Annotated in this window: 21 protein-coding genes; 9 read left to right on the top strand and 12 right to left on the bottom strand. The window is 47.9% G+C overall.

Annotated features, from left to right (window positions below; translation table 11 throughout):
* Window positions 1-2 precede the first annotated feature (2 nt).
* The 3 genes from HZF10_RS03605 to HZF10_RS03595 are packed head-to-tail and all read left to right on the top strand — an operon-like array spanning window position 3 to window position 2097.
* Window positions 3-491, top strand: coding sequence for a hypothetical protein (locus HZF10_RS03605; protein ID WP_176004809.1), 489 nt, complete (start codon window positions 3-5; stop codon window positions 489-491).
* A 50-nt stretch (window positions 492-541) separates the two neighbouring features.
* On the top strand, window positions 542-1675 hold the full coding sequence (gene bshA, locus HZF10_RS03600; protein WP_176004808.1) for an N-acetyl-alpha-D-glucosaminyl L-malate synthase BshA: 1134 nt from the start codon (window positions 542-544) through the stop codon (window positions 1673-1675).
* The gene (locus HZF10_RS03595; protein ID WP_176004807.1) at window positions 1672-2097 is read left to right on the top strand and encodes a protease complex subunit PrcB family protein; all 426 of its coding nucleotides are present in this window, start codon (window positions 1672-1674) and stop codon (window positions 2095-2097) included. Before bshA ends, HZF10_RS03595 begins: the two co-directional genes overlap by 4 nt.
* Before the next feature lie 31 nt (window positions 2098-2128).
* On the opposite strand, the gene HZF10_RS03590 is transcribed toward HZF10_RS03595, so the two are convergent.
* Both HZF10_RS03590 and HZF10_RS03585 read right to left on the bottom strand, forming a co-directional pair.
* Window positions 2129-2641, bottom strand: a complete 513-nt coding sequence (locus tag HZF10_RS03590) for a hypothetical protein (RefSeq protein WP_176004806.1) — start codon at window positions 2639-2641, stop codon at window positions 2129-2131.
* Window positions 2642-2728: 87 nt separating this feature from the next.
* A complete protein-coding gene (locus HZF10_RS03585) occupies window positions 2729-3577 on the bottom strand; it encodes a UDP-2,3-diacylglucosamine diphosphatase (RefSeq protein WP_176004805.1) in 849 nt (282 codons plus the stop codon).
* A gap of 171 nt (window positions 3578-3748) precedes the next feature.
* Here HZF10_RS03585 and aroC point away from each other — a divergent pair, with 171 nt between their 5' ends.
* Together aroC and HZF10_RS03575 are read left to right on the top strand one after the other, a co-directional pair.
* Window positions 3749-4813: a chorismate synthase gene (gene aroC, locus HZF10_RS03580; RefSeq protein WP_176004804.1), complete on the top strand. Its 1065-nt coding sequence runs from the start codon at window positions 3749-3751 to the stop codon at window positions 4811-4813.
* A 173-nt stretch (window positions 4814-4986) separates the two neighbouring features.
* Entirely contained in the window at window positions 4987-6237 is a 1251-nt protein-coding gene (locus HZF10_RS03575; protein ID WP_176004803.1) for a dicarboxylate/amino acid:cation symporter, read from the top strand.
* A 40-nt stretch (window positions 6238-6277) separates the two neighbouring features.
* On the opposite strand, the gene HZF10_RS03570 is transcribed toward HZF10_RS03575, so the two are convergent.
* Together HZF10_RS03570 and HZF10_RS03565 are read right to left on the bottom strand one after the other, a co-directional pair.
* Complete coding sequence (locus HZF10_RS03570; RefSeq protein WP_176004802.1) at window positions 6278-6700, bottom strand: thiol-disulfide oxidoreductase DCC family protein; 423 nt, start codon at window positions 6698-6700, stop codon at window positions 6278-6280.
* 72 nt (window positions 6701-6772) lie between these two features.
* Window positions 6773-8944, bottom strand: a complete 2172-nt coding sequence (locus HZF10_RS03565) for an endonuclease MutS2 (RefSeq protein ID WP_176004801.1) — start codon at window positions 8942-8944, stop codon at window positions 6773-6775.
* 98 nt (window positions 8945-9042) lie between these two features.
* On the opposite strand from HZF10_RS03565, the gene ung reads away from it, so the two are divergent.
* Window positions 9043-9717 (top strand): uracil-DNA glycosylase, encoded by a 675-nt coding sequence (ung, locus tag HZF10_RS03560; RefSeq protein WP_176004800.1) that lies wholly within the window; start codon window positions 9043-9045, stop codon window positions 9715-9717.
* Here ung and HZF10_RS03555 read toward each other — a convergent pair whose 3' ends face one another.
* The 8 genes from HZF10_RS03555 to HZF10_RS03520 form a co-directional block, all read right to left on the bottom strand.
* Window positions 9718-10305, bottom strand: a complete 588-nt coding sequence (locus tag HZF10_RS03555) for a hypothetical protein (protein WP_176004799.1) — start codon at window positions 10303-10305, stop codon at window positions 9718-9720.
* 12 nt (window positions 10306-10317) lie between these two features.
* On the bottom strand, window positions 10318-10899 hold the full coding sequence (locus HZF10_RS03550) for a hypothetical protein (protein ID WP_176004798.1): 582 nt from the start codon (window positions 10897-10899) through the stop codon (window positions 10318-10320).
* Between the two features lie 86 nt (window positions 10900-10985).
* Entirely contained in the window at window positions 10986-11918 is a 933-nt protein-coding gene (locus HZF10_RS03545) for a transglutaminase-like domain-containing protein (protein WP_176004797.1), read from the bottom strand.
* A 16-nt stretch (window positions 11919-11934) separates the two neighbouring features.
* Complete coding sequence (locus HZF10_RS03540; RefSeq protein WP_176004796.1) at window positions 11935-12780, bottom strand: substrate-binding domain-containing protein; 846 nt, start codon at window positions 12778-12780, stop codon at window positions 11935-11937.
* Window positions 12781-12916: 136 nt separating this feature from the next.
* Window positions 12917-13375 (bottom strand): DinB family protein, encoded by a 459-nt coding sequence (locus HZF10_RS03535; RefSeq protein WP_246282458.1) that lies wholly within the window; start codon window positions 13373-13375, stop codon window positions 12917-12919.
* Complete coding sequence (locus HZF10_RS03530) at window positions 13372-14244, bottom strand: nucleoside phosphorylase (RefSeq protein ID WP_176004795.1); 873 nt, start codon at window positions 14242-14244, stop codon at window positions 13372-13374. The genes HZF10_RS03535 and HZF10_RS03530 overlap by 4 nt, the downstream gene beginning before the upstream one ends.
* 106 nt (window positions 14245-14350) lie before the next feature.
* The gene (locus HZF10_RS03525; protein ID WP_176004794.1) at window positions 14351-14701 is read right to left on the bottom strand and encodes a translation initiation factor; all 351 of its coding nucleotides are present in this window, start codon (window positions 14699-14701) and stop codon (window positions 14351-14353) included.
* Between the two features lie 110 nt (window positions 14702-14811).
* Window positions 14812-15765 (bottom strand): isopenicillin N synthase family dioxygenase, encoded by a 954-nt coding sequence (locus HZF10_RS03520; protein ID WP_176004793.1) that lies wholly within the window; start codon window positions 15763-15765, stop codon window positions 14812-14814.
* Window positions 15766-15946: 181 nt separating this feature from the next.
* Between HZF10_RS03520 and HZF10_RS03515 the strand changes: the two genes are divergently transcribed.
* The 3 genes from HZF10_RS03515 to HZF10_RS03505 all read left to right on the top strand — a co-directional run bounded on the left by HZF10_RS03515 (window position 15947) and on the right by HZF10_RS03505 (window position 20987).
* On the top strand, window positions 15947-17923 hold the full coding sequence (locus HZF10_RS03515) for an alpha-ketoacid dehydrogenase subunit alpha/beta (RefSeq protein ID WP_176004792.1): 1977 nt from the start codon (window positions 15947-15949) through the stop codon (window positions 17921-17923).
* Between the two features lie 163 nt (window positions 17924-18086).
* Window positions 18087-19238, top strand: coding sequence for a methionine aminotransferase (locus HZF10_RS03510; protein ID WP_176004791.1), 1152 nt, complete (start codon window positions 18087-18089; stop codon window positions 19236-19238).
* A 285-nt stretch (window positions 19239-19523) separates the two neighbouring features.
* The gene (locus tag HZF10_RS03505; protein ID WP_176004790.1) at window positions 19524-20987 is read left to right on the top strand and encodes a glycoside hydrolase family 130 protein; all 1464 of its coding nucleotides are present in this window, start codon (window positions 19524-19526) and stop codon (window positions 20985-20987) included.
* The last annotated feature ends 128 nt before the right edge of the window (window positions 20988-21115 follow it).

Here is a 21115-nt window from a genome sequence, read left to right as displayed (position 1 = left end):
ACATGAAAAAACTGTTCAGCCTCTTGCTTATTGTCTTTTGTTTGATTTCGTGTACTTCCGATAGCGAAGGTTTCGACGTCGAAAATTATGATGGTCCGTTAAAAATCAACGGACACTTGTTTCAATTGGGAGCCGATCCCGAGGATGCCGAAACGTTTTATGATGCCGAAAGCGGCCAGCGTATGTTCCGGTTCAGCAACGGTCTTTACAGTGCCAGTAAGGAAGCTTTTACGATATGGATACCAGCGGCTTCAGAAGCTGTAGACGTTAGTGGCAACTATACCTTCAATACGAACGGCAATTCGGAATCTTGGTTCACAACCGATTATACCGGCCATAGTATTTTCTTTGGCACGCTTTCCATCCAGGACCAACAAAACGGCACGTATCGTATACAATACCACAACGTGCGTATTAATGACGGAGATATAAATCATACCATCTACAAGATTGCGGGTTATGTTGAAACCACATTTTCTCCTGCACAGTAACGCCAAGCCATTAGCTGTTTTTCGTACCTTCGCGTCACAATGCAACTACAATGAAAATAGCAATCGTCTGTTACCCGACTTTCGGAGGTTCGGGTGTCGTCGCCACTGAATTAGGAATAGAATTGGGCCGTCGCGGACACGAAGTCCATTTTATCACATACAGCCAGCCCGTACGTCTTTCACAATTGAGCCCTAACGTACATTACCACGAGGTCAACGTTCCCGAATATCCGCTTTTCCATTACCAACCTTACGAATTGGCGCTTTCGAGCAAACTCGTCGATATGGTCAAGCTTTACGGAATCGAATTGTTGCACGTGCATTATGCGATTCCTCATGCATACGCTGCCTACATGGCCAAGCAGATGCTCAAGGAAGAAGGAATTTACATCCCGATCGTGACCACGTTGCACGGCACCGATATCACGCTTGTCGGAAGCCATCCGTTCTATAAACCCGCGGTTACGTTCAGCATCAATAAATCCGATATCGTGACTTCGGTTTCGGAAAGCCTTAAGGAAGATACCTATCGTCATTTTCACGTGCACAAGGACATCCATGTGATTCCCAATTTCGTCGAACTCAATAAAAATACGTCAGATCCGAGCATCCGTTGCCGCCGTTCGGTCATGGCCGAGGAAAACGAGCGCATCGTAACCCATATCAGCAACTTCAGGAAAATCAAGAGGATTCCGGACGTGATCAGGATTTTTCATAAGATCCAACAGGAAATCCCGTCGAAACTGATGCTCGTAGGAGATGGGCCAGAGCGTCCTAAAGCCGAGAAACTCTGCCGTAAACTTGGTATTACAGACAAGGTGATTTTCTTCGGAAACAGCAATGAGATCGACCAGATCTTGAGTTATACCGACTTGTTCCTGTTGCCATCCGAAACCGAAAGCTTCGGATTGGCCGCGCTCGAAGCGATGGTTTGGGGAATTCCCGTGATTTCTACCAATTCGGGTGGTTTGCCCGAGGTAAATTTCAACGGAATCTCGGGCTATCTCAGCGATGTAGGCAACGTAGAAGAAATGGGCGCCAACGCGATCCGTATCCTCAAAGATGATTCCATCCTGCAGCAATTCCGGGCAAATGCTCTTAGTGTTGCCAAACAATTCGACATCAAGAAAATATTGCCGCTATACGAAGCGTTATACGAAGAAGCTTTACAAATCAAAGTATGAGAAAAATCGCAACAGCAGCACTTTTAGTCTTTTTGGCGGCTTGTTCGTCGGCTCCGAAATCGAAAGGAGAAAAACCCATTTACGAAGTTTTGACAAGTCAGTCCGACGGAGGCGGCAACATCCACTTCTTCGAAATCCTCACGACTCCCGAGGAAATCAAGATGCTTCAGGCCGACGAGAATCTCAGGAAGAAAATTTCGGCTTCCGATCTCGACACGGCCAATTTCATCATCCTCAACATGGGCGAGAAAAATACGGGCGGTTATGCGATCACGGTTGACAAGGTAGAGGAGAAGCCCGACAAAATCGTGGTTACGGTAAAAGAGACCGAACCCAAGTCTGGTGACATGACGGTTCAGGTCATCACATATCCGTATGCGATCATCAAGATCAATTCGAAAAAACCTATCGAAATAAAATAAAGAATCCCGGTTTAGAGCCGGGATTTTTGTTTTAGAACGTATAGCGCAAGCTAAGTCCGATATCGGGAACAAGCTCGTTGTAATCGTCGTCGAAATCATCACGGTCATCACCGAAGTGAAGCTCCGGACGGATGTCGAACGACAATTGCAAAGGCACATCCGGAAACACGTATTCGATTCCCGCCACTCCGGTCAAGATACCGAAACCGCCGTCGTCATCGTATCCCGGCGGTACGTTGCGGTCGTATTCCCAGCGTCCGGCACCAATTCCGGGTCCGACGTAAAAATTGAAGCCGTTGTCGATAGGGAAAACCCATTGGAACGTGGCTACGAATTTACCGATATCGTAATGGTCGTCTTCGCGAAGGCCCAAGTCGAATTCAAGTCGATTTTTGGTAAAGACCTTGCGTTGGTAGGAAACGTCGGCACCGATTCCGTCACCGGCACTCAACCTTAACCCGATCGCATTTTCGCGAATGGTCTGGGCTTCTCCCGAAAACGCGCCGGCCAGTAGGAAAGCGGCGCACAAAAGCAATTTCTTCATGTCGTGTCATTTTAGGTTAAGACCCAAAATTAACTTTTGAAAACCGGTAGGCGATACCGCTTATCATTTATTTAACACGGAACGAAATCAGTTGCGACGAGAGACGAGACGTGTTTGGGAGAATAACATTTGGGTCAAATCGGTCTGGCTCAACATGTTTTCCATTTCGAAAAGTTCTTCGTCGATTTCGGGTTTGTTGTCGGCATAACGATACAGTTTCCAACGTTTTTTATTGTATTCCAAAGCGGTAAGGTTCTCGATCCAATCGCCCGAATTGAGGTACATCGTCTTGCCGTGTTTATTTTCGATCTCGGTTATTTTGGGCTCGTGGATGTGTCCGCAAATTACGTAATCGTATCCTTTTTCTATGGCGAGCTCGGTGGCCGTGGTTTCGAAATCCGAAATGAACTTGACCGCTTTCTTTACGCTTCCCTTGATTTTCTTCGAGAACGAATACGGTTCTTTTCCGAGTTTGTGGAGGCACCAATTGATGAAACGGTTCAACAGGATCAAATAATCGTAACCCCAACCGCCTAATTTCGCGATCCATTTGGAGTGCTGTACCGACGCGTCGAAAACATCGCCGTGGAAAATCCATGCTTGTGAACCGTCCAAATCGAGCACAAGTTTGTCGTCGAGCTTGAAATTGCCGAAATTCGTTCCGCTGAACTTGCGCAGCATTTCGTCATGGTTGCCCGTCAAATAATAGACTTTGGTACCTTTAGACGTGAAATCGATGATTTTTCGGATGACTTTCAAATGCGATTTCGGAAAATACGATTTTCGGAATTGCCAAATGTCGATGATATCGCCGTTGAGTACCAAGATTTTCGGCTTGATCGAATTCAGGTATTGCAGCAGTTCTTTGGCATGGCAGCCGTATGTGCCCAAATGCACGTCCGACAGGACTACGAGTTCTATTTTTCTCTTTTTCATCGGATTGGAGTTTTGCAAATGTGTCTTTTTGATGTTAAGTAGGTGAGAAGCGAAGGTTATTTTTGAGTGCTGAAGTGCGAACGTGCTAAAGAAAGCAGCTTTCTGTCTTAATGTTCGCGCTTGAGCACTCAAGCACTTTAGCACCTCGGCACTTTTCCCTATTTTTACGCCATGGCAGGAAATTCATACGGAACACTTTACAAAATCACCACATTCGGAGAATCGCACGGGGAAGCCCTTGGCGGTATCATAGACGGTTGCCCGCCGGGAATCGAACTCGATTTCGATGCGATCCGACGCGAAATGCAACGTCGCAAACCCGGACAATCGGCAATCGTGACACAGCGCAAGGAAAACGACCAAGTACAATTCCTATCGGGCATTTTCGAAGGAAAGACCACGGGAACGCCGATCGGGTTCATCATCCCGAACACCGACCAGAAATCGCACGATTATTCGCACATCAAAGACCAATATCGTCCGAGTCATGCCGATTACGTATACGAAAAGAAATACGGCCTACGCGATTACCGCGGCGGCGGAAGAAGTTCTGCACGCGAAACGGCTTCACGAGTCGTAGCCGGTGCGATTGCCAAACAATTCCTCAAAGACGTCAAAATCAACGCTTTCGTTTCGTCCGTAGGCGACATTTTCATAGACAAACCGTATCAGGCGCTCGATTTTTCAAAGATCGAATCGAACGACGTGCGTTGTCCCGATACCGCGACCGCCGAAAAAATGGAAGCCTATATCAAGGAAATCCGCAAACAGGGCGATTCTGTCGGAGGCACGGTCACCTGCGTGATCCAAAACGTTCCGATCGGGCTCGGCGAACCCGTTTTCGACAAATTGCACGCCGAACTCGGCAAAGCCATGCTTTCGATCAACGCCGTCAAGGGCTTTGAGTACGGAAGTGGTTTTTGCGGAGCGAAGATGAAAGGCAGCGAGCACAACGATCTGTACAACCCCGACGGGACGACCAAATCGAACCTTTCGGGCGGCATCCAAGGCGGTATTTCGAACGGAATGGACATCTATTTTCGCGTCGCGTTCAAGCCTGTGGCCACGATCATCCAAAAGCAAGAAGCGCTCGACAACCAAGGCAATATCGTAGAAATGCAGGGCAAAGGCCGTCATGATCCGTGTGTCGTGCCACGCGCCGTGCCGATCGTCGAAGCCATGGCGGCCATCGTGCTCGCCGATTTTTACCTGATTGACAAAACGTATAATAAGTAGCTATTCCGGCTACCCGCTGCTAGCTTTCTTGAAAAACCTTATTTTGTAACGCCCGCAAAGGGCTTCCTGCGGTCGCCTTCGCAGCCGCACAAAATCGACGGTTTTTCTTCAAAAGGCTATCCGCTGCTATCCGGGCTAAGGCTTCGCACCAAAAACACCACCTGACCAAACCAATGACCGAAACCAACCAAAAAACACCGTTCCTCAAAAGCCTTACGGGCCAAATCCTGATCGCGATGATTCTCGGCGCGATGCTCGGGATCCTCATCCACAACAATTACGACGAAGAGACCGCCAAGAATTTCAGCGGTTACATCAAGTTGCTCGCGACCGTTTTCATCCGTCTGGTGCAAATGATCATCGCGCCTTTGGTATTCACGACGCTCGTTGTCGGAATCGCCAAACTCGGCGACCTCAAGACCGTAGGCCGAATAGGCGGGAAGGCTCTTGGCTGGTTTTTTACCGCTTCGTTGGTTTCGCTTTTGATCGGGATGTTCTTTGTGAACACACTCGGACCGGGCAAAGGGCTCAAACTCGGCAACCTCGACACCGAAGCCGCCGCCGAAGTGACTTCAAAGACTGAGAACTTTTCGGCCCAGAATTTCGTCGAGCACATCATCCCGAAAAGCGTTTTTGAGGCGTTGGCTACAAACGAAATCCTGCAGATCGTAATCTTCTCGATTTTCTTCGGTTTGGCCGCAGCTTCTTTGGGAACGGCTTCGAAAACCGTGATAAACGCATTGGACAAGGCTTCGCACATCGTACTCAAAATGGTGAATTACGTGATGAAATTCGCTCCGATCGGCGTTTTCGGTGCGATTGCCGGTGTCTTTGCCATACGCGACGTAGACGAACTTTTGATTACTTATGCAAGGTTCTTCGGGTCATTCCTCGTCGGCATCAGTTCGCTTTGGGTCGTCTTGCTTGTGGTGGGGTTCCTGTTTTTGGGCAAATCCATGAGCGTTTTGCTCAAACGCATCGTGAGTCCGCTGATCATCGCTTTCAGTACGACGAGCAGTGAGGCTGTTTTCCCGAAACTCACTGAAGAACTCGAGCGTTTCGGCATAAAGGATAAAGTGGTGTCGTTCATGTTGCCGCTGGGTTATTCGTTCAACCTCGACGGCAGCATGATGTATATGACTTTTGCGAGTATTTTTATCGCTCAGGTGTACGGCATCCATCTCGATCTTCCGACCCAAATGACGATGCTTTTGGTGCTGATGCTTACCAGTAAAGGTATTGCCGGTGTTCCGCGCGCCAGTCTCGTCGTCGTGGCGGCTACTTGCGGAATGTTCGATATCCCGATCGAAGGCATCGCGTTGATTTTGCCGATCGATCACTTCTGCGACATGTTCCGAAGCGCGACGAACGTCTTGGGCAACGCTTTGGCGACGTCGGTTGTCGGCAAATGGGAAAAGGAGTAAGGCTCTTAAAAATCAAAAACCGGATTTACGTCCGGTTTTTTTACTCCAAAAATTTCGCTTTCAATTCCGGCGTCGGGATCATGCAGCTGTCCTTTTTACCGTACCATTTGTATCGGTTTTTGGCTACATAGTCGTAGATTTTGTTCCTCAAAAAATTCGGGATCAATTTGAAACTTACACTCAGGCTCATAAGTCCGCCAAGGCTTTTGGCAATTTCGATAGCGGCCGAAGATTTGTAGAAGTAGGCGACACCGGGTTCGTACAAGACCATGCTGTCGATGTGTTCGCGGTCGATACCGATGTGCTCCAATATCTTTTCTCCCAATTCCGACTGCAAAGGCACGAACCGGAATTCGTCCTTCTTGTCGCGTTTGATCACGAACTGCACGAACGAGTCACAAAGGTTGCAAACCCCGTCGAACAGGATAATTTTTTTACCTTTTGGGAGCTCGGAAAGTTTCATAATTTAAGTGCTCAAAAGCAAGGTGCTAAAGTAGTTTGAAATGCCGACGCGATTAGTTTGTTTAACAACGATTTATTTCTTTTTCGCGGCTTCGACGAGTTCGAGTTCATCCAGGCTTACTTTAGAGGTGAACAATCCGTAATTGACCGTCGCCTTGTTCTTTTCGATCGCATCGATGCTACCGATGGCCTTTCCGTCGAGCATGCGCACCCTGTCGCCGACTTTAAGGATCGCTTTCGGTTTTGGAGCTACGGCTTCTTTCTTTTTCTTTTCCTTTTTCTCTTGTCGGATTTCCTCGACGACGACCTTGACTTCCTGGATGACTTCCTGTTTCTTTTCCTGCTCGACCTTTTTCTCTTTAGGCGTGAGTTTTTTGCGCTTCGAATTTTCTATTTCGACCATTTTGAGGAATTCCCCGATCAACAGTTTCTTGTCTTTGTTGCCGAAGTATTTGTCGGCCATGTCTTCTACTTTTTGGCCCAGGTAAATCGTCTTTTGGTTGGCGTCGTAAAGTTCTTGGTAGCTTTCGAGTTTCTGGCGGATGCGCGAGTTCGTATCTTCGAGCTTCTTGCTTTCCTCTCGCGCTTTGGTTTCTTCTTCCTTGAGATTCTGCGAAGTCTTTTCGAGTTTGGAGCGTTCTTTCTGAAGGTTCGCGATCGTCTTGTCGAAACGCACTTTTCCGCCTTCGATTTTCTTTTTCGCACGATTGATCAATCCGTAAGGAATGCCGTTTTTCTGCGCGACTTCGAACGTAAACGAACTTCCCGCCTGTCCCAAAACCAGCTTGTACATCGGTTCTAGCGATTTCTCGTCGAAAAGCATGTTCGCGTTGGTCATGTTGGGCATTTCGTTGGCGAGAATCTTGAGGTTGGCGTAATGCGTCGTTATGATGCCGAAAGCTTCGCGATGATAGAATTCCTCGAGGAACACTTCGGCCAAAGCGCCGCCCAGTTCGGGATCCGAACCCGTACCGAACTCATCGATGAGAAACAAAGTCTTATCGTTGCACTTACGCAAAAAGTAATTCATGTTCTTGAGTCGGTAACTGTATGTACTTAAATGATTTTCAATAGATTGATTGTCTCCGATATCGGTCATGATCCTATCGAACAAAAACGTTTCACTGCGTTCGTGAACCGGAATCAGCATGCCGCTTTGCAGCATCAATTGCAACAATCCGACGGTCTTGAGCGAGATTGTTTTTCCGCCCGCGTTAGGTCCTGAAATCACGATGATCCGGCTGCCTTGCGACAATTCAAACGTCTGCGGATACGTGACGGCTTGTTTGCGTTTGTTGGTGAGGTACAAAATAGGGTGGAACGCCTCACGGAAATAAAGTCGCCTTTCATCCGAGATTTTAGGAAGCAGGCCGTTTATGCGTTGGGCGTATTTCGCTTTTGCGCATACGACATCCACGTCACTCAGGAAATCCTGGTATTGGATCAGGATTTCGAGATATGGACGGATGTCGTCCGAAAGTCTGCGCAGGATTTTCTCGATCTCGCGTTTTTCCTCGTATTCCAGGTTCGACAATTCGCGCGAGAATTTGAGTGTGGCCTCGGGTTCGATGAAAGCGATGCTACCGGTTTTGGAACTGCCCAAAATCGAGCCCTTGACCTTACGTCTGTACATGGCCAGAACAGCCAACACACGACGGTTTTCGACGATACTTTCCTTGATGTCGTCGAGATAACCCAATCCGTTGTATGAAGCGAGCGCCTGCCCGAAACTTTGGTTGACCTTGGTACGAACCACGTTCATCTGGCTCCGGATTTCCTGCAGCTCGATCGAGGCGGTATCTTTGATTTCTCCGTATTTGTCTACGATAACGTCGATTTTTGTGACAATGTCTTTCGTGAATCCGACTTGGGAAGCGCGCATGTTGAGCTTCGGATAGTAATCATCGAACTTTTTGAGGAATTGGATAAGTAAGTTCGAGGTTTCCGAAATAGCCGAGATCTTCCGGAACGATGCCGCGTCGAGAAAACTGTCTTCAATCGACAGGAATTTGATCTCGTGCGAAATCGGTTCGAAACCGTGGTTCGGGATCGCGTTGTTGTTCTGGAAAGAGGAAACATATTCCGAGGTCTGTGAAAGCGCGTCCATCAGATCTTCCTTATTGCGGAAAGGTTTGATGCCGAGCGCTTTTTCTTTGCCCATGTCGGTCACGCAGGCTTCGGAAACGGTTTCGAGTATGGTGGGAAACTGCAGATCATGCAGTGTCTTTTCTGTTATGCTGATCATTAAAATGATGAAAAAAGGTTAGCAAATTTACGTAAAAAATTGGGTGGACCGATTCGTGTCAGCCTCGCTCGAGTCGTATCTTTGGGAAAATTTGACACATGACCGACATCGCCATCGATCCTTCGTGGAAAGCCGAACTCAAAGACGAATTCCAAAAGCCGTATTTCGCAAAACTCATCGACTTCGTGAAAAAGGAATACGCCGATCATCCCAAAGCCTGTTTTCCGCCGGGACCGAAAATCTTCGCGGCTTTCGACCGTTGTCCGTTCGATAAAGTCAAGGTGGTCATCATCGGACAAGATCCTTATCACGGGCCGGGACAGGCAAACGGACTGTGTTTTTCTGTCGCCGACAACATCGCGATTCCACCTTCGTTGGTCAACATCTTCAAGGAAATCAAGGAAGATTTAGGCAAACCCGTTCCGCAAACCGGAAATCTCGAACGATGGGCCGATCAAGGTGTTTTGCTTCTCAACGCGACATTGACTGTAAGACAGGGGCAGCCCGGAAGCCATCAACGCCATGGTTGGGAAACCTTTACCGACGCGGTCATCCAACGTGTTTCGGACGACAAGGAAAATGTCGTGTTTTTACTTTGGGGAAGTTACGCCCAACAAAAAGGCAAAAACATAGACGCGACAAAACACTTGGTGTTGAAATCGGGTCATCCGTCGCCAATGAGCGCCAATCAAGGGAAATGGTTCGGCAACAAGCATTTCAGCCAGGCCAACGCTTATCTCGAATCAAAAGGTCTTCCGCAAATCGAGTGGTGACTAGTTGGTTACCGTAAAATGGTAAAAACCTGAATTGTCGAGTTGGCTCGTACCTGAAATGATATTCAGGAAAAGATTGTTGCCCTGCGTTTTGGAACGCAATTCTATCTCGTTCGTCGAATCGCTGTTGACACCGAAGCTGATGCGGTAATTTCCTACGGCATCCAACGGGAAACCTGCGTAATATTCGTAGGATTCATCGGTAGCATCATAAACTGCGGTCGCCAAAACGAAACTTCCCGCTTGTACCGATCCGTTGACCACATGCATTTCCTGTGTCGTAGTCGAGACTGGCTGCCATACGCCCGGCGAGACTTCACGCTCGAAAGTGTACGAAAACACAAAACCTTGGGCGCCGCTTGTCGTTTTGAAAATATCCAAAGGCGTCGAAAATCCTGGTTCGTCGAGGTATCTCGAAAAATCGGCAAAAATATACATGTTGTCGCCAACCTGATATACGTCTTGCGCTTCTACTTGTACAAGATTCGGGACGTCGATGTATTTCTCGTTGTAAAATCCGTCTTCGTCATCGCAAGAAGCCAGAAACAGGGCGGAAAGGGCGATCGCTAGATGGGTGAACTTTTTCATGTGTGCAATTTTTTAAAATCTGTAACCAAGGTTCAAACCGATACGCGAGATCACATCTGGGCTTTTGTCGGTATCCATGATGTTCAATCCTGCGCCGACTAGGAATTCGAGTGCCACGGCATGACCGAAATATACTTTATAACCGACGCTTGCGCCCGGAGCTACAGAGAAATAGTCTTCTTTCGAAATCATGTAATAACCGTTCGTTCCGTCTTCTGCGCGTAAAATCTGGCGGAAATCACCTCCGTTTGCCGAGATGAATCCTTCGATGAAATAATAATGCGCGTCGCTGTCCGACATTTTATAACGTACATACGGGATGATCTCGAATTTGGGCAACGTGCTGCGGTAACCTTCGTCGAAATCTTCCTCGAATTTGTCGCCTACGGTAAAACTTCCGGTCAAACCATACGACCATTTCCCCGAAGTGAAACGCTCGTACGAGATGTTCGCCTTGCCGAAAGCGATCAGCGACAACGCATCTATGCGCACTTCATTCTTCTTTGAAGCGACCGGACCTTCGTTTTTCGATTCGGTATCTTGGGCAAAAGCAATCCCCGAAAGTAGGAGACAGCCTACGAGAAAATGTTTCATAAGCATGATTTTGACCGCTAATATAAGTTGATTTATTGATTCGCCGCTACACTAAAACGTTTAATCGATGTACGACTTGGAAGCGTTTAATCGAGCGTCAACGCACCTAAAATCTCCTCGTGCATGAACGGTCCGCCCGGATAAGTCGCCGTATAATCGAGGTTGAGCCACACCTGTCCGCGCTCGTCTATGTGGTAATGGATCGTCTTGTCTTTGCTTTCTTTCGGAAACAGCACTTTTTTGATCAGGTAGTTCACGGTTTCGAGGTCGCTTTTCGTACCGATAAGGATTTCGGGATAGATGTGACCGCCCGTGTGGATGAGCCGTGGCGTGCCTCCGATCGCTTTTACGCACGACGACATCAGGATCGAATGGTCGTCGCAATCGCCCGACAGGTAACGCAGTGATTCCGAAGCCGTGGCGATGTATTCGCGTCCTTTCGGATCACTTACGTAGTTCCATCGGCTGTTGATTTCCTTGAAAACCGCGAAACACTGGATAATCGTGCGGTAATCTCCGTAACCTTTCACATCGCGGAAATGCTCTGTCGTAGCCATGACCGAAAAGTTGCGCACGGCCGGATTGTCGTATTGGACGGCTTTAAGGATGCGCGATTTGTTCGGAAACGGCAAAAGACGCGACAAAATCAGATCCTGCGGGTTCGGGCTGTCGTTCATCGCATAGACCATATAGCGGTAATCCTCAAAAACGCTCGTGAATCCGTAGCCTCCAAAAAGACTTCCCCAAACCAGCATCACCAGATATAGCGCGATGCAGATGATGATAATCGTACGCAAAAGCCGCAATACCAATTGGATGACGACCAAAATCCCGACAAAAAGCAAAATGCGGTCAATGTGGTATGGCCAACCCGGATCAATGATATAGCGGTGCATGATGATGAACACCGGAATCGCGATCAATATGTTGAGCAAAAAAATGATGACGTTGTCCCACGGCTTCTTGATCGTAAGCCTGTCTTTGATCTTGCGGAAAGGGATTTCGCTGAGTTTTACCATGGGAAATAGCGCGGTGTCAGCCGTGCACGATATCGGCAAAAGTACCTTTTTTCACAATAATGCCTAAGCCGGCCAATTGATTTTGAATATTGTTTAACACCGATTCGCCAAAGTTCGCCTGCGACCATTCGGTAAGCGAAAGCCATTGGCGGATGTCTTCGGGTTTTTGATGATACCGATGCGATAATAGCTCGTCGATTCCCGCAATCTGCTTGAATCCGGCCGTTTTTTCATTGATGACCGAAAGCAGTGCTTCGATCGCTTCGGAATTGTTCTCCAAAATCTCGCTTCTCACCGCAATCACGAAGCATGGCCACGGTGTCGGACAATCGCCTACACGCCTGAAAGTCCCGTTATCGACGAGCGGTTTGGTCATAAAGCGTTCCCACATGAAATAATCGGCAGTACCGTTTGTCAAGGCTTCGACCGCGCCGTCTATCGTATGGACGATTTCGAATTTGAGATCGTCTTTGGGCCAGCGTTGGTTGTCGGCATTCACATAGGCCATAAGTTGGGAGCCTGAACCGTTCCTTGAAATCGCCGCCGTGGTTCCTTTAAGATCCGAAATGGTCAGGTAATCGGATTTTGCCGCAACGTGTATGCCCCAAATCAAAGGCGATTGCACATAGATTTGTACAATTTTCGACGGATTTCCGGCCAAAATGTCCTTGATGATGCCTTCGGTGAGAATCACGGCCACATCGGTTTCGCCCGATCGCAGCATTTGGCATAATTTGCCCGTGCCTTCGGGAACGTCGGTCCATTGTACGTCGAGTCCGGCTTTTGCAAAGTCACCATTTTCGATGCACAGATGCCATGGCAGGTTGAAATGTTCGGGAACGCCGGCGATTTTTAGGTTCATGAAGCTTGAGTTTAAGGTTTGAGGATGAGATTCCTCCTTCGTCGGAATCTTTGAGCATTCCGACGAAGGAGGAATCTCATCCAACGAAATTAAATTACATTTTTTACAGCCATTGCCAAATCGCTTTCACCAAATATTAACGTCCGAAGCTCGGGTCGATCTGGCGTAAATGATGCTCCAAATGATCGGCGTAATCGGTCATCAGGAATTTGAGGTCTTTGGCCGTTCCGTCGGTGAATTGGATCGGGATCGAAAGATCGTTTTCGGAAACCGATGCTATAAGTGACGCGATTCTTCTGTTCAACGAAAGCCACAACACCATCAGGTCTTCGGTTTCCTGATTCTGGTAATCGTTGATGCGCACGAGTTCGTTTTGGTCGTAAGGCCTGTGTTTGTATGGCTGCGCTTGATATCGCGATTCGGTAAAGCGCACGAGATTGTGGATGGCCGAATCGATCAAATGTCCCAAGATTTCGCGCTTCGACCATTTTTCGGGCGAAGGTTTTCGCGATAGCTCATCTTCGGACGCGTGCATGAAAAACCGAGTGCCTTCTTTTAAAAGCGCTTCGATCCTAAGCGAGACTTTTTCCATCATTTTACCGAAGCTATTTTTTGCAATGTATACGCAATCAATTCGTCGACAGCCTTATACGGATCGTCGCTGAACGTGCCCAAAGCGCGGTTTGCGATAATGGCGTTCAACGACAGCGCGTTATGCCCAAGCAAAGCCGACAAGCCGTAAATCGCGGCCGTTTCCATTTCGAGGTTCGTGATTTTGCTGTCTTCGAATTCGAAATTGTCCATTTTTGAATTGAGGTCGGCATCCTGTAAAGCCAATCGTAAAACGCGTCCTTGTGGTGCGTAGAATCCGCCCGCAGTAGCCGTAATCCCTTTAAAAATACGTTCGCTCTCGATGAGTTTTTCAAGCTTTTCAGAACAGCGCGTCACGTAAGGCCGTCCTTTTTTGGCGTCCCAATTCGTGTGTTTGATGAACGCTTCCTCGAGATTTTTATCGGAAACGCTGTCGATCTGGTAGGAGCGAAGCATGTTGTCCATTCCCAAACCGAATTTCGACATTACGAAACTGTCGGTCGGAATATCCGCTTGAAGCGAGCCCGAAGTGCCGATGCGTATGATGTTGAGAGACGTCAATTCTTCTTTCGGCAAACGCGTTTTTAGGTCGATATTGACCAAAGCATCGAGTTCGTTGATCACGATGTCGATGTTGTCAGGCCCGATTCCCGTAGACATTACGGTTATGCGCTTGCCTTTGTACGTTCCCGTTTGGGTTTTGAATTCGCGTTTTTGGGTCGAGAATTCGATGTTTTCGAAGAATTGTGTGATTTTTTCCACACGGTTCTGGTCGCCAACGAAAATGATGTCGTGCGCGATATGTTCCGGACGCAGGTTCAAGTGGTAAACGCTGCCGTCCGGATTCAATATAAGTTCAGATTGTTTGATCATGTTTGGGTTGGTTTTGGATTGAAGATTGTCAGATAACAGATTCACAGATTGACTTTGGAATATGATCTGAGAAACTGGTATCTGACAATCCGTAAATCTTTAAGTTCTATCCGCCGACGCGTTTCACATTATATCCTTCAACCTTCAATATTTCCATGACTTTGTCTCGGAAATTTCCCTGGATGATGATTTCGCCGTCTTTCACAGCTCCGCCGACGCCACATTTGGTCTTGAGCATTTTGCCGAGCGCTTTCAAATCGTCTTCGTTCCCTTCGAAACCTTTGATTACGGTCGCGACTTTTCCGCCTCGGTTTTTCTTGTCGAGATGGACTTCAAGCAGTTGTTTACCGCGTTCGAGGGTTTCTTCAGGTGATTCGTTGGTGTCGAACTCGAAGTCTTTGTTCGTTGAGAACACGAAACCGCCGAGGTCGTTCAGTGATGTAAGTTTCTTTGCCATCTTCGTATTGCGGATTACACAAATTTACGCGGATAAATCCGATATAAAAACGAAGGCATCAGGAAATCCCGACGCCTTGTCCATTAGCTGTTCGTCTAATTATTCTGTTATTATTTTTTGATCAGTCCAAGATCGACAAGACGCTCATGCAGGAATTCACCCGCCGTAATGTCGTCGTATTGTTTCGGATGTTGGGCATCTATCGTATGCGGCAAAACGTCGAGTTTCATCTCGCTGATCGGATGCATGAAAAACGGGATCGAAAAACGCGAAGTCCCCCATAATTCCCTAGGAGGATTGACCACCTGGTGGATCGTCGACTTGAGTTTGTTGTTCGTATGACGCGACAACATATCGCCTACGTTGATCACCAATTCGTCGGGTTCCGCGATCGCATCGATCCATTCGCCGTCGTGGTTCTGCACCTGAAGGCCTTTTCCCTGCGCGCCCATAAGAAGCGTGATCAGGTTGATGTCGCCGTGAGCCGCCGCGCGGACCGCTCCGTCTGCTGGTTCATCGGTAATCGGCGGGTAATGTATCGGACGCAGGATGCTGTTTCCGTTCTTGATATAATTGTCGAAGTAGAATTCGTCCAATCCTAAGTATATGGCCAAAGCGCGAAGCACGTAAATACCTGTTTTTTCAAGCATTTGATACGCTTCTTTACCGACTGTGTTGAACTTAGGAAGTTCTTTTACTTCGACATTCGCCGGATATTCCGCTTCAAGAGCCGGATTGTCCTGCACGTATTGCCCGAAGTGCCAAAACTCTTTCAAGTCGCCCGCAGAGCGTCCTTTGGCATGTTCTTTCCCGAAAGAAACGTAGCCGCGCTGGCCGCCGATTCCCGGGATTTCGTATTCTTTTTTGGTTTCGAGCGGAAGATTGAAGAAGTTGCGTACTTCTGTGTACAATTCATCCACGAGTTTGTCATCGAGGAAATGACCTTTGAGTGCTACGAATCCGATGTCTTCGTAGGCTTTTCCGATTTCATTTACAAACTTTTGTTTACGTTCCGGGTCGCCCGAAAGGAAATCACGTAAATCCACACTTGGAATGTTCTGCATAGGTTTACTTTTTTGTTAATAACTCAAAGCCAGTCAAGGCCTTGAATTCACAAATGTAAATAAATATTGACGCTCGTCGGATTTAAACTTATCAACATCGAAAAATCCACAATGGAAACCTGCGAAAGTGGTAATTTTTCATACTTTTGACAGAGTTTTTACCAAACAGATTCCAAATCAAATGAATTTCGAACGCCGGAACCTTTCAGACGACCAACTGCTCGACCTTTACAAACGTTTATTGAAACCGCGCCTCATCGAGGAAAAAATGCTTATCCTGATCCGTCAGGGTAAAGTCTCGAAGTGGTTTTCGGGAATAGGGCAGGAAGCCATCTCGTGTGGTATCACGGCCGTTCTGGGCAAAGACGAATACATTTTGCCGATGCACCGAAACCTTGGTGTTTTCACGGGACGCGACATTCCTTTATATCGATTGTTCTCGCAATGGCAAGGAAAAGCTGCCGGTTTTACAAAAGGTCGTGACCGATCGTTCCATTTCGGGACGCAGGAATACAAGATCATCGGGATGATTTCGCACCTCGGGCCGCAAATGGGCGTCGCAGACGGAATCGCTTTGGCCAATAAACTCAAGAAGAATGGCAAAGTGACCGCCGTTTTTACGGGTGAAGGCGCGACTTCGGAAGGTGATTTCCACGAAGCGCTCAACATCGCTGCCGTTTGGGATTTGCCTGTCCTATTTATTATAGAGAACAACGGTTACGGACTTTCGACCCCGACGAACGAGCAATACCGCTGCGAGAACCTTGCCGATAAAGGCGTCGGTTACGGAATGGAAGCGCATATTCTCGACGGGAACAACATCCTTGAAATCTACAACGAACTGTCCGAAATCGTAGAATCGATGCGCACCAATCCTCGTCCGGTGTTGATCGAGTTCAAGACGTTCAGGATGCGCGGGCACGAAGAAGCCAGCGGAACGAAATACGTTCCCCAGGAATTGATGGACATGTGGGCCGAAAAAGATCCGGTCGACAATTTCCGGCGTTATCTGTTGAAACAGAATATCCTGCGTCAGGACAAAGACGACCAATGGCGTGAAGAAATCCGTAAGGAAATCGACGATAACCTTTTGATCGCCAATACCGAAGCCGACATAAAAGCGACCTACGAGCAAGAAGTCGGAGACGTTTACGCGCCTTATGATTTCGAAGAAATAAAACCAGGTTCCGAAACCGAAAACATCCGATTCGTCGATGCGATTTCCCAAGGTTTGCGCCAGTCGTTCGAACGTCATGAAAACCTTGTGATCATGGGACAGGACATTGCCGAATACGGTGGTGCGTTCAAGATTACCGACGGATTCGTAGACCTTTTCGGAAAAGACAGGATCAAAAACACACCTATTTGCGAAAGCGCCGTCGTTTCTGCGGGAATGGGGCTTTCGATCAACGGATACAAATCTATAGTCGAAATGCAGTTCGCCGATTTCGTGTCGACCGGTTTCAACCCGATCGTGAATTATCTCGCGAAAGTGCACTACCGTTGGGGCGAAAATGCCGATGTCGTGGTGCGTATGCCTTGCGGTGGCGGAACACAGGCCGGACCTTTCCACTCGCAGACGAACGAGGCTTGGTTTACGAAAACACCGGGATTGAAAGTCGTTTATCCGGCTTTTCCATACGATGCGAAAGGACTTTTGACCGCGTCGATCAACGATCCGAATCCGGTCATGTTCTTCGAACACAAATTGTTGTACCGAAGCATTTACCAAGACGTTCCGACGAATTATTACACCTTGCCATTAGGCCAGGCTGCGGTTTTGCGCGAAGGCAAAGACGTCACGATCGTCGCTTTCGGTGCCGCGGTGCATTGGGCACTTGAAACACTTGACAAAAACCCTGAAATCTCTGCAGATCTGATTGATTTGAGAACGCTTCAGCCTTTGGATAAAGACACGGTCTACAAGTCGATCAAGAAAACAAACAAAGTCATCATCCTTCAGGAAGACAGCTTGTTCGGCGGGATTGCGAGCGATATCGCGGCCATGATTACCGAAGATTGTTTCGAATACCTCGACGGGCCGGTGCGTCGCGTGGCGAGTTTGGACACGCCTATTCCGTTTACGAAGGCGTTGGAAGATCAATATCTCGCCAAAGGCCGATTCGAGGAAACCTTGAAGGAATTGGTAGCATATTGATTTTTTGACTTACGATATTTGGGCCACGGATTTTTCTGTGGCTTTTTTTTAGGCTGGCCACGAATTACAAGACTTACACAAATTGTTAAAATAGGCGTAGGATACATTTCTGATTCCAGCAAAACTTATTCGTGTAATTCGGGGCTGAACATAAAACCAAACGATGCAACTCAAATCCAAACTTCCCAACCTAGGCCGCCATATTTTCTCGCACATGACCGCGCTTGCCAATGAGCATAACGCCGTCAACCTTTCACAAGGTTTTCCCGATTTCGATCCCGATCCGGAATTGGTGAAATTGGTCGATGAAGCCCTAAACGAAAACACCAACCAATACGCACCGATGCCGGGTTTGCCGATACTTCGCCAGCAAATCGCATCCAAAATGAATTCGCGTTACGGCCTCGATTTGGATTGGGAAACCGAAATCACGATTGGCACGGGCGCAACCGAACTGATTTTCGCCTCGATTGCCGCCACGGTCTGGCCCGGTGACGAAGTGATCCTGATCGAACCGTGCTACGACTGCTACCGGCCGGCGATTGAGGTCGTGGGCGGAAAAGCCGTCGTTTATAAAATGAAAGCGCCCGATTTCAAAATCGATTGGGATGAAGTAGGGAAATTGGTTTCGGAAAAGACCAAAATGATTTGCTTGTGCACGCCGAACAATCCGACAGGAACGGTTTTCACGCACGACGACATGCAGCGATTGATCGCGATTACCAAAGGAACCGATATTTTGCTGTTGTGCGACGAGGTGTACGAATACATGACTTTTGACGGCAAAAAACACATCAGCCCGTTGCAATATCCCGAATTGAGGCAAAGGACGTTCGCGTCGTTCTCTTTCGGCAAGACCTATCACATCACGGGCTGGAAAGTCGGATACTGCGTCGCGCCCGAACTGTTGACGGGCGAGCTTAGGAAAGTACACCAGAACGCGACGTATTGCACGAGCCATCCGTTGCAGAAAGCGATCGCGAAATACATGGAAAAGTCGGGCAGCCATTTGGAATTGTCGGCGTTTTTTGAACGCAAGCGCGATTTGTTTTTGGATGCTTTGGGCGACACGAAACTCAAAGCGTTGCCGTGCGAAGGCGGATATTTCCTGCTTTTCGATTATTCTGATGTTTCGGATGAGAGCGACTTTGATTTCTGCGTTCGTCTGATAAAGGAATTCGGTGTTGCGGCGATTCCCGTTTCGCGCCTGTATTCGGATTGGCACGACGACAGATTGATCCGGATTTGTTTTGCGAAGAAAGACGACACGTTGCTTGAAGCGGCGAAGCGTTTGAGACGTGTTTCGCAGATGTGATTGTTGAGACTTGGTTTGGAAACGGGATCGCGCGAGGGATTGAAGCGGATATCCTTTTTGGGTCTGAGCGCAGTCGAAGACCCAAAAAGATAGCAGCGGAAAGCCCGACGGCGGCTTTTACAGGACTGCCATCGTCATCCAAGCGCTCCAAGCCGCCGACGTGCCAAACAAACTAAGATACTCAGGCACTCAAGAACTCAATTACTCAGGCACTCTTTTAGCACTCCTTTCACACTTTGCCCATCGCAAAACCCGTAACTTAGAGAAAACCTCTAAACCACAACTATGCGACTATCGGTAGAACGAAAGGATGTAAAAGTGTATCCCGACCCGAGGCGCGTGATCGCACGTTATTTCTTTAACGGTGAGGAACGCGCGGTTTTTTTACTCCAAAAAATACTGGCGCTGAACAACGAAACCGTGGCAGCGCTGATTTTGCCTTTGCTTCAGGATTTTTCGAAACGCCATCGCAACATCACCAAAAAACTGATGAAGCATTGCGAAAAAGTCAAACCGTACATCATCAAGGCGGGTTACGATTACAGCCAACTTACCGATTATCAGAAATATCTTATCGGATCGTATTTTACACATGAATATTCGATAGAATCGGCGGCGTTCTTCAATCCGTCGATCATCATCGATCCAGACCAGAGCCACCTCGAGGAAGGCCAACAACGTTTACTGATCAGTTTTCGTGCGGTAGGTGAGGGACACATCTCGTCTGTGGTTTTTCGCCGGGCGATGATAGACAAGCACAACAACATTTCGATCATCCCGGCCGGAAATTACATAGACGAGGCCGAAAAGATGCACCAGACAATCTATCAAAAGAAACTGTTTTTGAAAAAAGGGGAAGAAGCCGAAATCGACCCGGAATTCCTGTCCGAAGTCGATCAAAAACTCGAGGATCGCTTCGATTACGAAAGCCTAAAGAAAATCATCATCGCGGCCCGTGAAAAAACCGATGATGACAACCGCATCGCCCAATACAAACAAATCCTCGCGCTTTCGGACAGTTATCGCAAAATCAGTTTTTCGCGCGATACCGACATCAGCGACCGCGTGATTTTCCCGATTTCGGATTTCGAAAGCAAAGGCATAGAAGATGCGCGGTTCGTGCGTTTCGTAAAAGAAAACGGCCAGGTAATTTATTACGCGACGTACACGGCTTACGACGGTTCGCACATCATGCCCAAACTGTTGCAGACCACCGATTTCTACGATTTCAAAACTTCGCCGTTAAACGGAGACGGGGCCAAAAACAAAAATCTCGCGTTGTTTCCACGGAAAGTCAACGGCAAATTCGCCATGCTTTCGCGAATCGACGGATGGAACAACTTTTTGATGTATTCCGACAACATCAACATTTGGGATAACCCGATCAAGATCCAATCGCCGGAATTTCCGTGGGAATTGGTGCAGATCGGAAATTGTGGTTCTCCGATTGAAACACCTCACGGTTGGCTCGTGATGACACATGCGGTCGGGCCGATGCGCCGTTATTGCATCGGAGCTTCTTTGCTCGATATCAACAATCCCGAAAAAGAAATCGGAAGGCTCAAAGAACCGTTGATCATGCCGAATCCTGACGAACGCGAAGGTTACGTGCCCAACGTGGTGTATTCGTGCGGGTCAATCATACACAATGGTGATTTGATCATCCCGTACGGATTGAGCGACCACAGTTCGGGATTCGCAACCGTCAATTTGAATTTGCTGTTGGATAGATTGGTTAAAGGCGGATGATTGGGACACGCTTCACTAAAGACAACCAGACCTCTTGCCCGAACGAGCCGACGGATAGCATTATTATCGAACGAATTATCGATTTTATAGTCTAAAGGTCTAATATCTAAATAAAAAGCCCCGAAGTG

The sequence above is a fragment of the Flavobacterium agri genome, assembly GCF_013401995.1.
GTDB lineage: Bacteria > Bacteroidota > Bacteroidia > Flavobacteriales > Flavobacteriaceae > Flavobacterium > Flavobacterium agri.
This window is presented reverse-complemented; position numbering and strand designations above follow the sequence as displayed.

What these genes read in the sequence shown, in the direction of transcription:
- HZF10_RS03605 (WP_176004809.1), top strand. Translation starts at nt 3, where the DNA reads ATGAAAAAACTGTTCAGCCTCTTGCTTATTGTCTTTTGTTTGATTTCG.
- bshA (WP_176004808.1), top strand. Translation starts at nt 542, where the DNA reads ATGAAAATAGCAATCGTCTGTTACCCGACTTTCGGAGGTTCGGGTGTC.
- HZF10_RS03595 (WP_176004807.1), top strand. Translation starts at nt 1,672, where the DNA reads ATGAGAAAAATCGCAACAGCAGCACTTTTAGTCTTTTTGGCGGCTTGT.
- HZF10_RS03590 (WP_176004806.1), bottom strand. Translation starts at nt 2,641, where the DNA reads ATGAAGAAATTGCTTTTGTGCGCCGCTTTCCTACTGGCCGGCGCGTTT.
- HZF10_RS03585 (WP_176004805.1), bottom strand. Translation starts at nt 3,577, where the DNA reads ATGAAAAAGAGAAAAATAGAACTCGTAGTCCTGTCGGACGTGCATTTG.
- aroC (WP_176004804.1), top strand. Translation starts at nt 3,749, where the DNA reads ATGGCAGGAAATTCATACGGAACACTTTACAAAATCACCACATTCGGA.
- HZF10_RS03575 (WP_176004803.1), top strand. Translation starts at nt 4,987, where the DNA reads ATGACCGAAACCAACCAAAAAACACCGTTCCTCAAAAGCCTTACGGGC.
- HZF10_RS03570 (WP_176004802.1), bottom strand. Translation starts at nt 6,700, where the DNA reads ATGAAACTTTCCGAGCTCCCAAAAGGTAAAAAAATTATCCTGTTCGAC.
- HZF10_RS03565 (WP_176004801.1), bottom strand. Translation starts at nt 8,944, where the DNA reads ATGATCAGCATAACAGAAAAGACACTGCATGATCTGCAGTTTCCCACC.
- ung (WP_176004800.1), top strand. Translation starts at nt 9,043, where the DNA reads ATGACCGACATCGCCATCGATCCTTCGTGGAAAGCCGAACTCAAAGAC.
- HZF10_RS03555 (WP_176004799.1), bottom strand. Translation starts at nt 10,305, where the DNA reads ATGAAAAAGTTCACCCATCTAGCGATCGCCCTTTCCGCCCTGTTTCTG.
- HZF10_RS03550 (WP_176004798.1), bottom strand. Translation starts at nt 10,899, where the DNA reads ATGAAACATTTTCTCGTAGGCTGTCTCCTACTTTCGGGGATTGCTTTT.
- HZF10_RS03545 (WP_176004797.1), bottom strand. Translation starts at nt 11,918, where the DNA reads ATGGTAAAACTCAGCGAAATCCCTTTCCGCAAGATCAAAGACAGGCTT.
- HZF10_RS03540 (WP_176004796.1), bottom strand. Translation starts at nt 12,780, where the DNA reads ATGAACCTAAAAATCGCCGGCGTTCCCGAACATTTCAACCTGCCATGG.
- HZF10_RS03535 (WP_246282458.1), bottom strand. Translation starts at nt 13,375, where the DNA reads ATGATGGAAAAAGTCTCGCTTAGGATCGAAGCGCTTTTAAAAGAAGGC.
- HZF10_RS03530 (WP_176004795.1), bottom strand. Translation starts at nt 14,244, where the DNA reads ATGATCAAACAATCTGAACTTATATTGAATCCGGACGGCAGCGTTTAC.
- HZF10_RS03525 (WP_176004794.1), bottom strand. Translation starts at nt 14,701, where the DNA reads ATGGCAAAGAAACTTACATCACTGAACGACCTCGGCGGTTTCGTGTTC.
- HZF10_RS03520 (WP_176004793.1), bottom strand. Translation starts at nt 15,765, where the DNA reads ATGCAGAACATTCCAAGTGTGGATTTACGTGATTTCCTTTCGGGCGAC.
- HZF10_RS03515 (WP_176004792.1), top strand. Translation starts at nt 15,947, where the DNA reads ATGAATTTCGAACGCCGGAACCTTTCAGACGACCAACTGCTCGACCTT.
- HZF10_RS03510 (WP_176004791.1), top strand. Translation starts at nt 18,087, where the DNA reads ATGCAACTCAAATCCAAACTTCCCAACCTAGGCCGCCATATTTTCTCG.
- HZF10_RS03505 (WP_176004790.1), top strand. Translation starts at nt 19,524, where the DNA reads ATGCGACTATCGGTAGAACGAAAGGATGTAAAAGTGTATCCCGACCCG.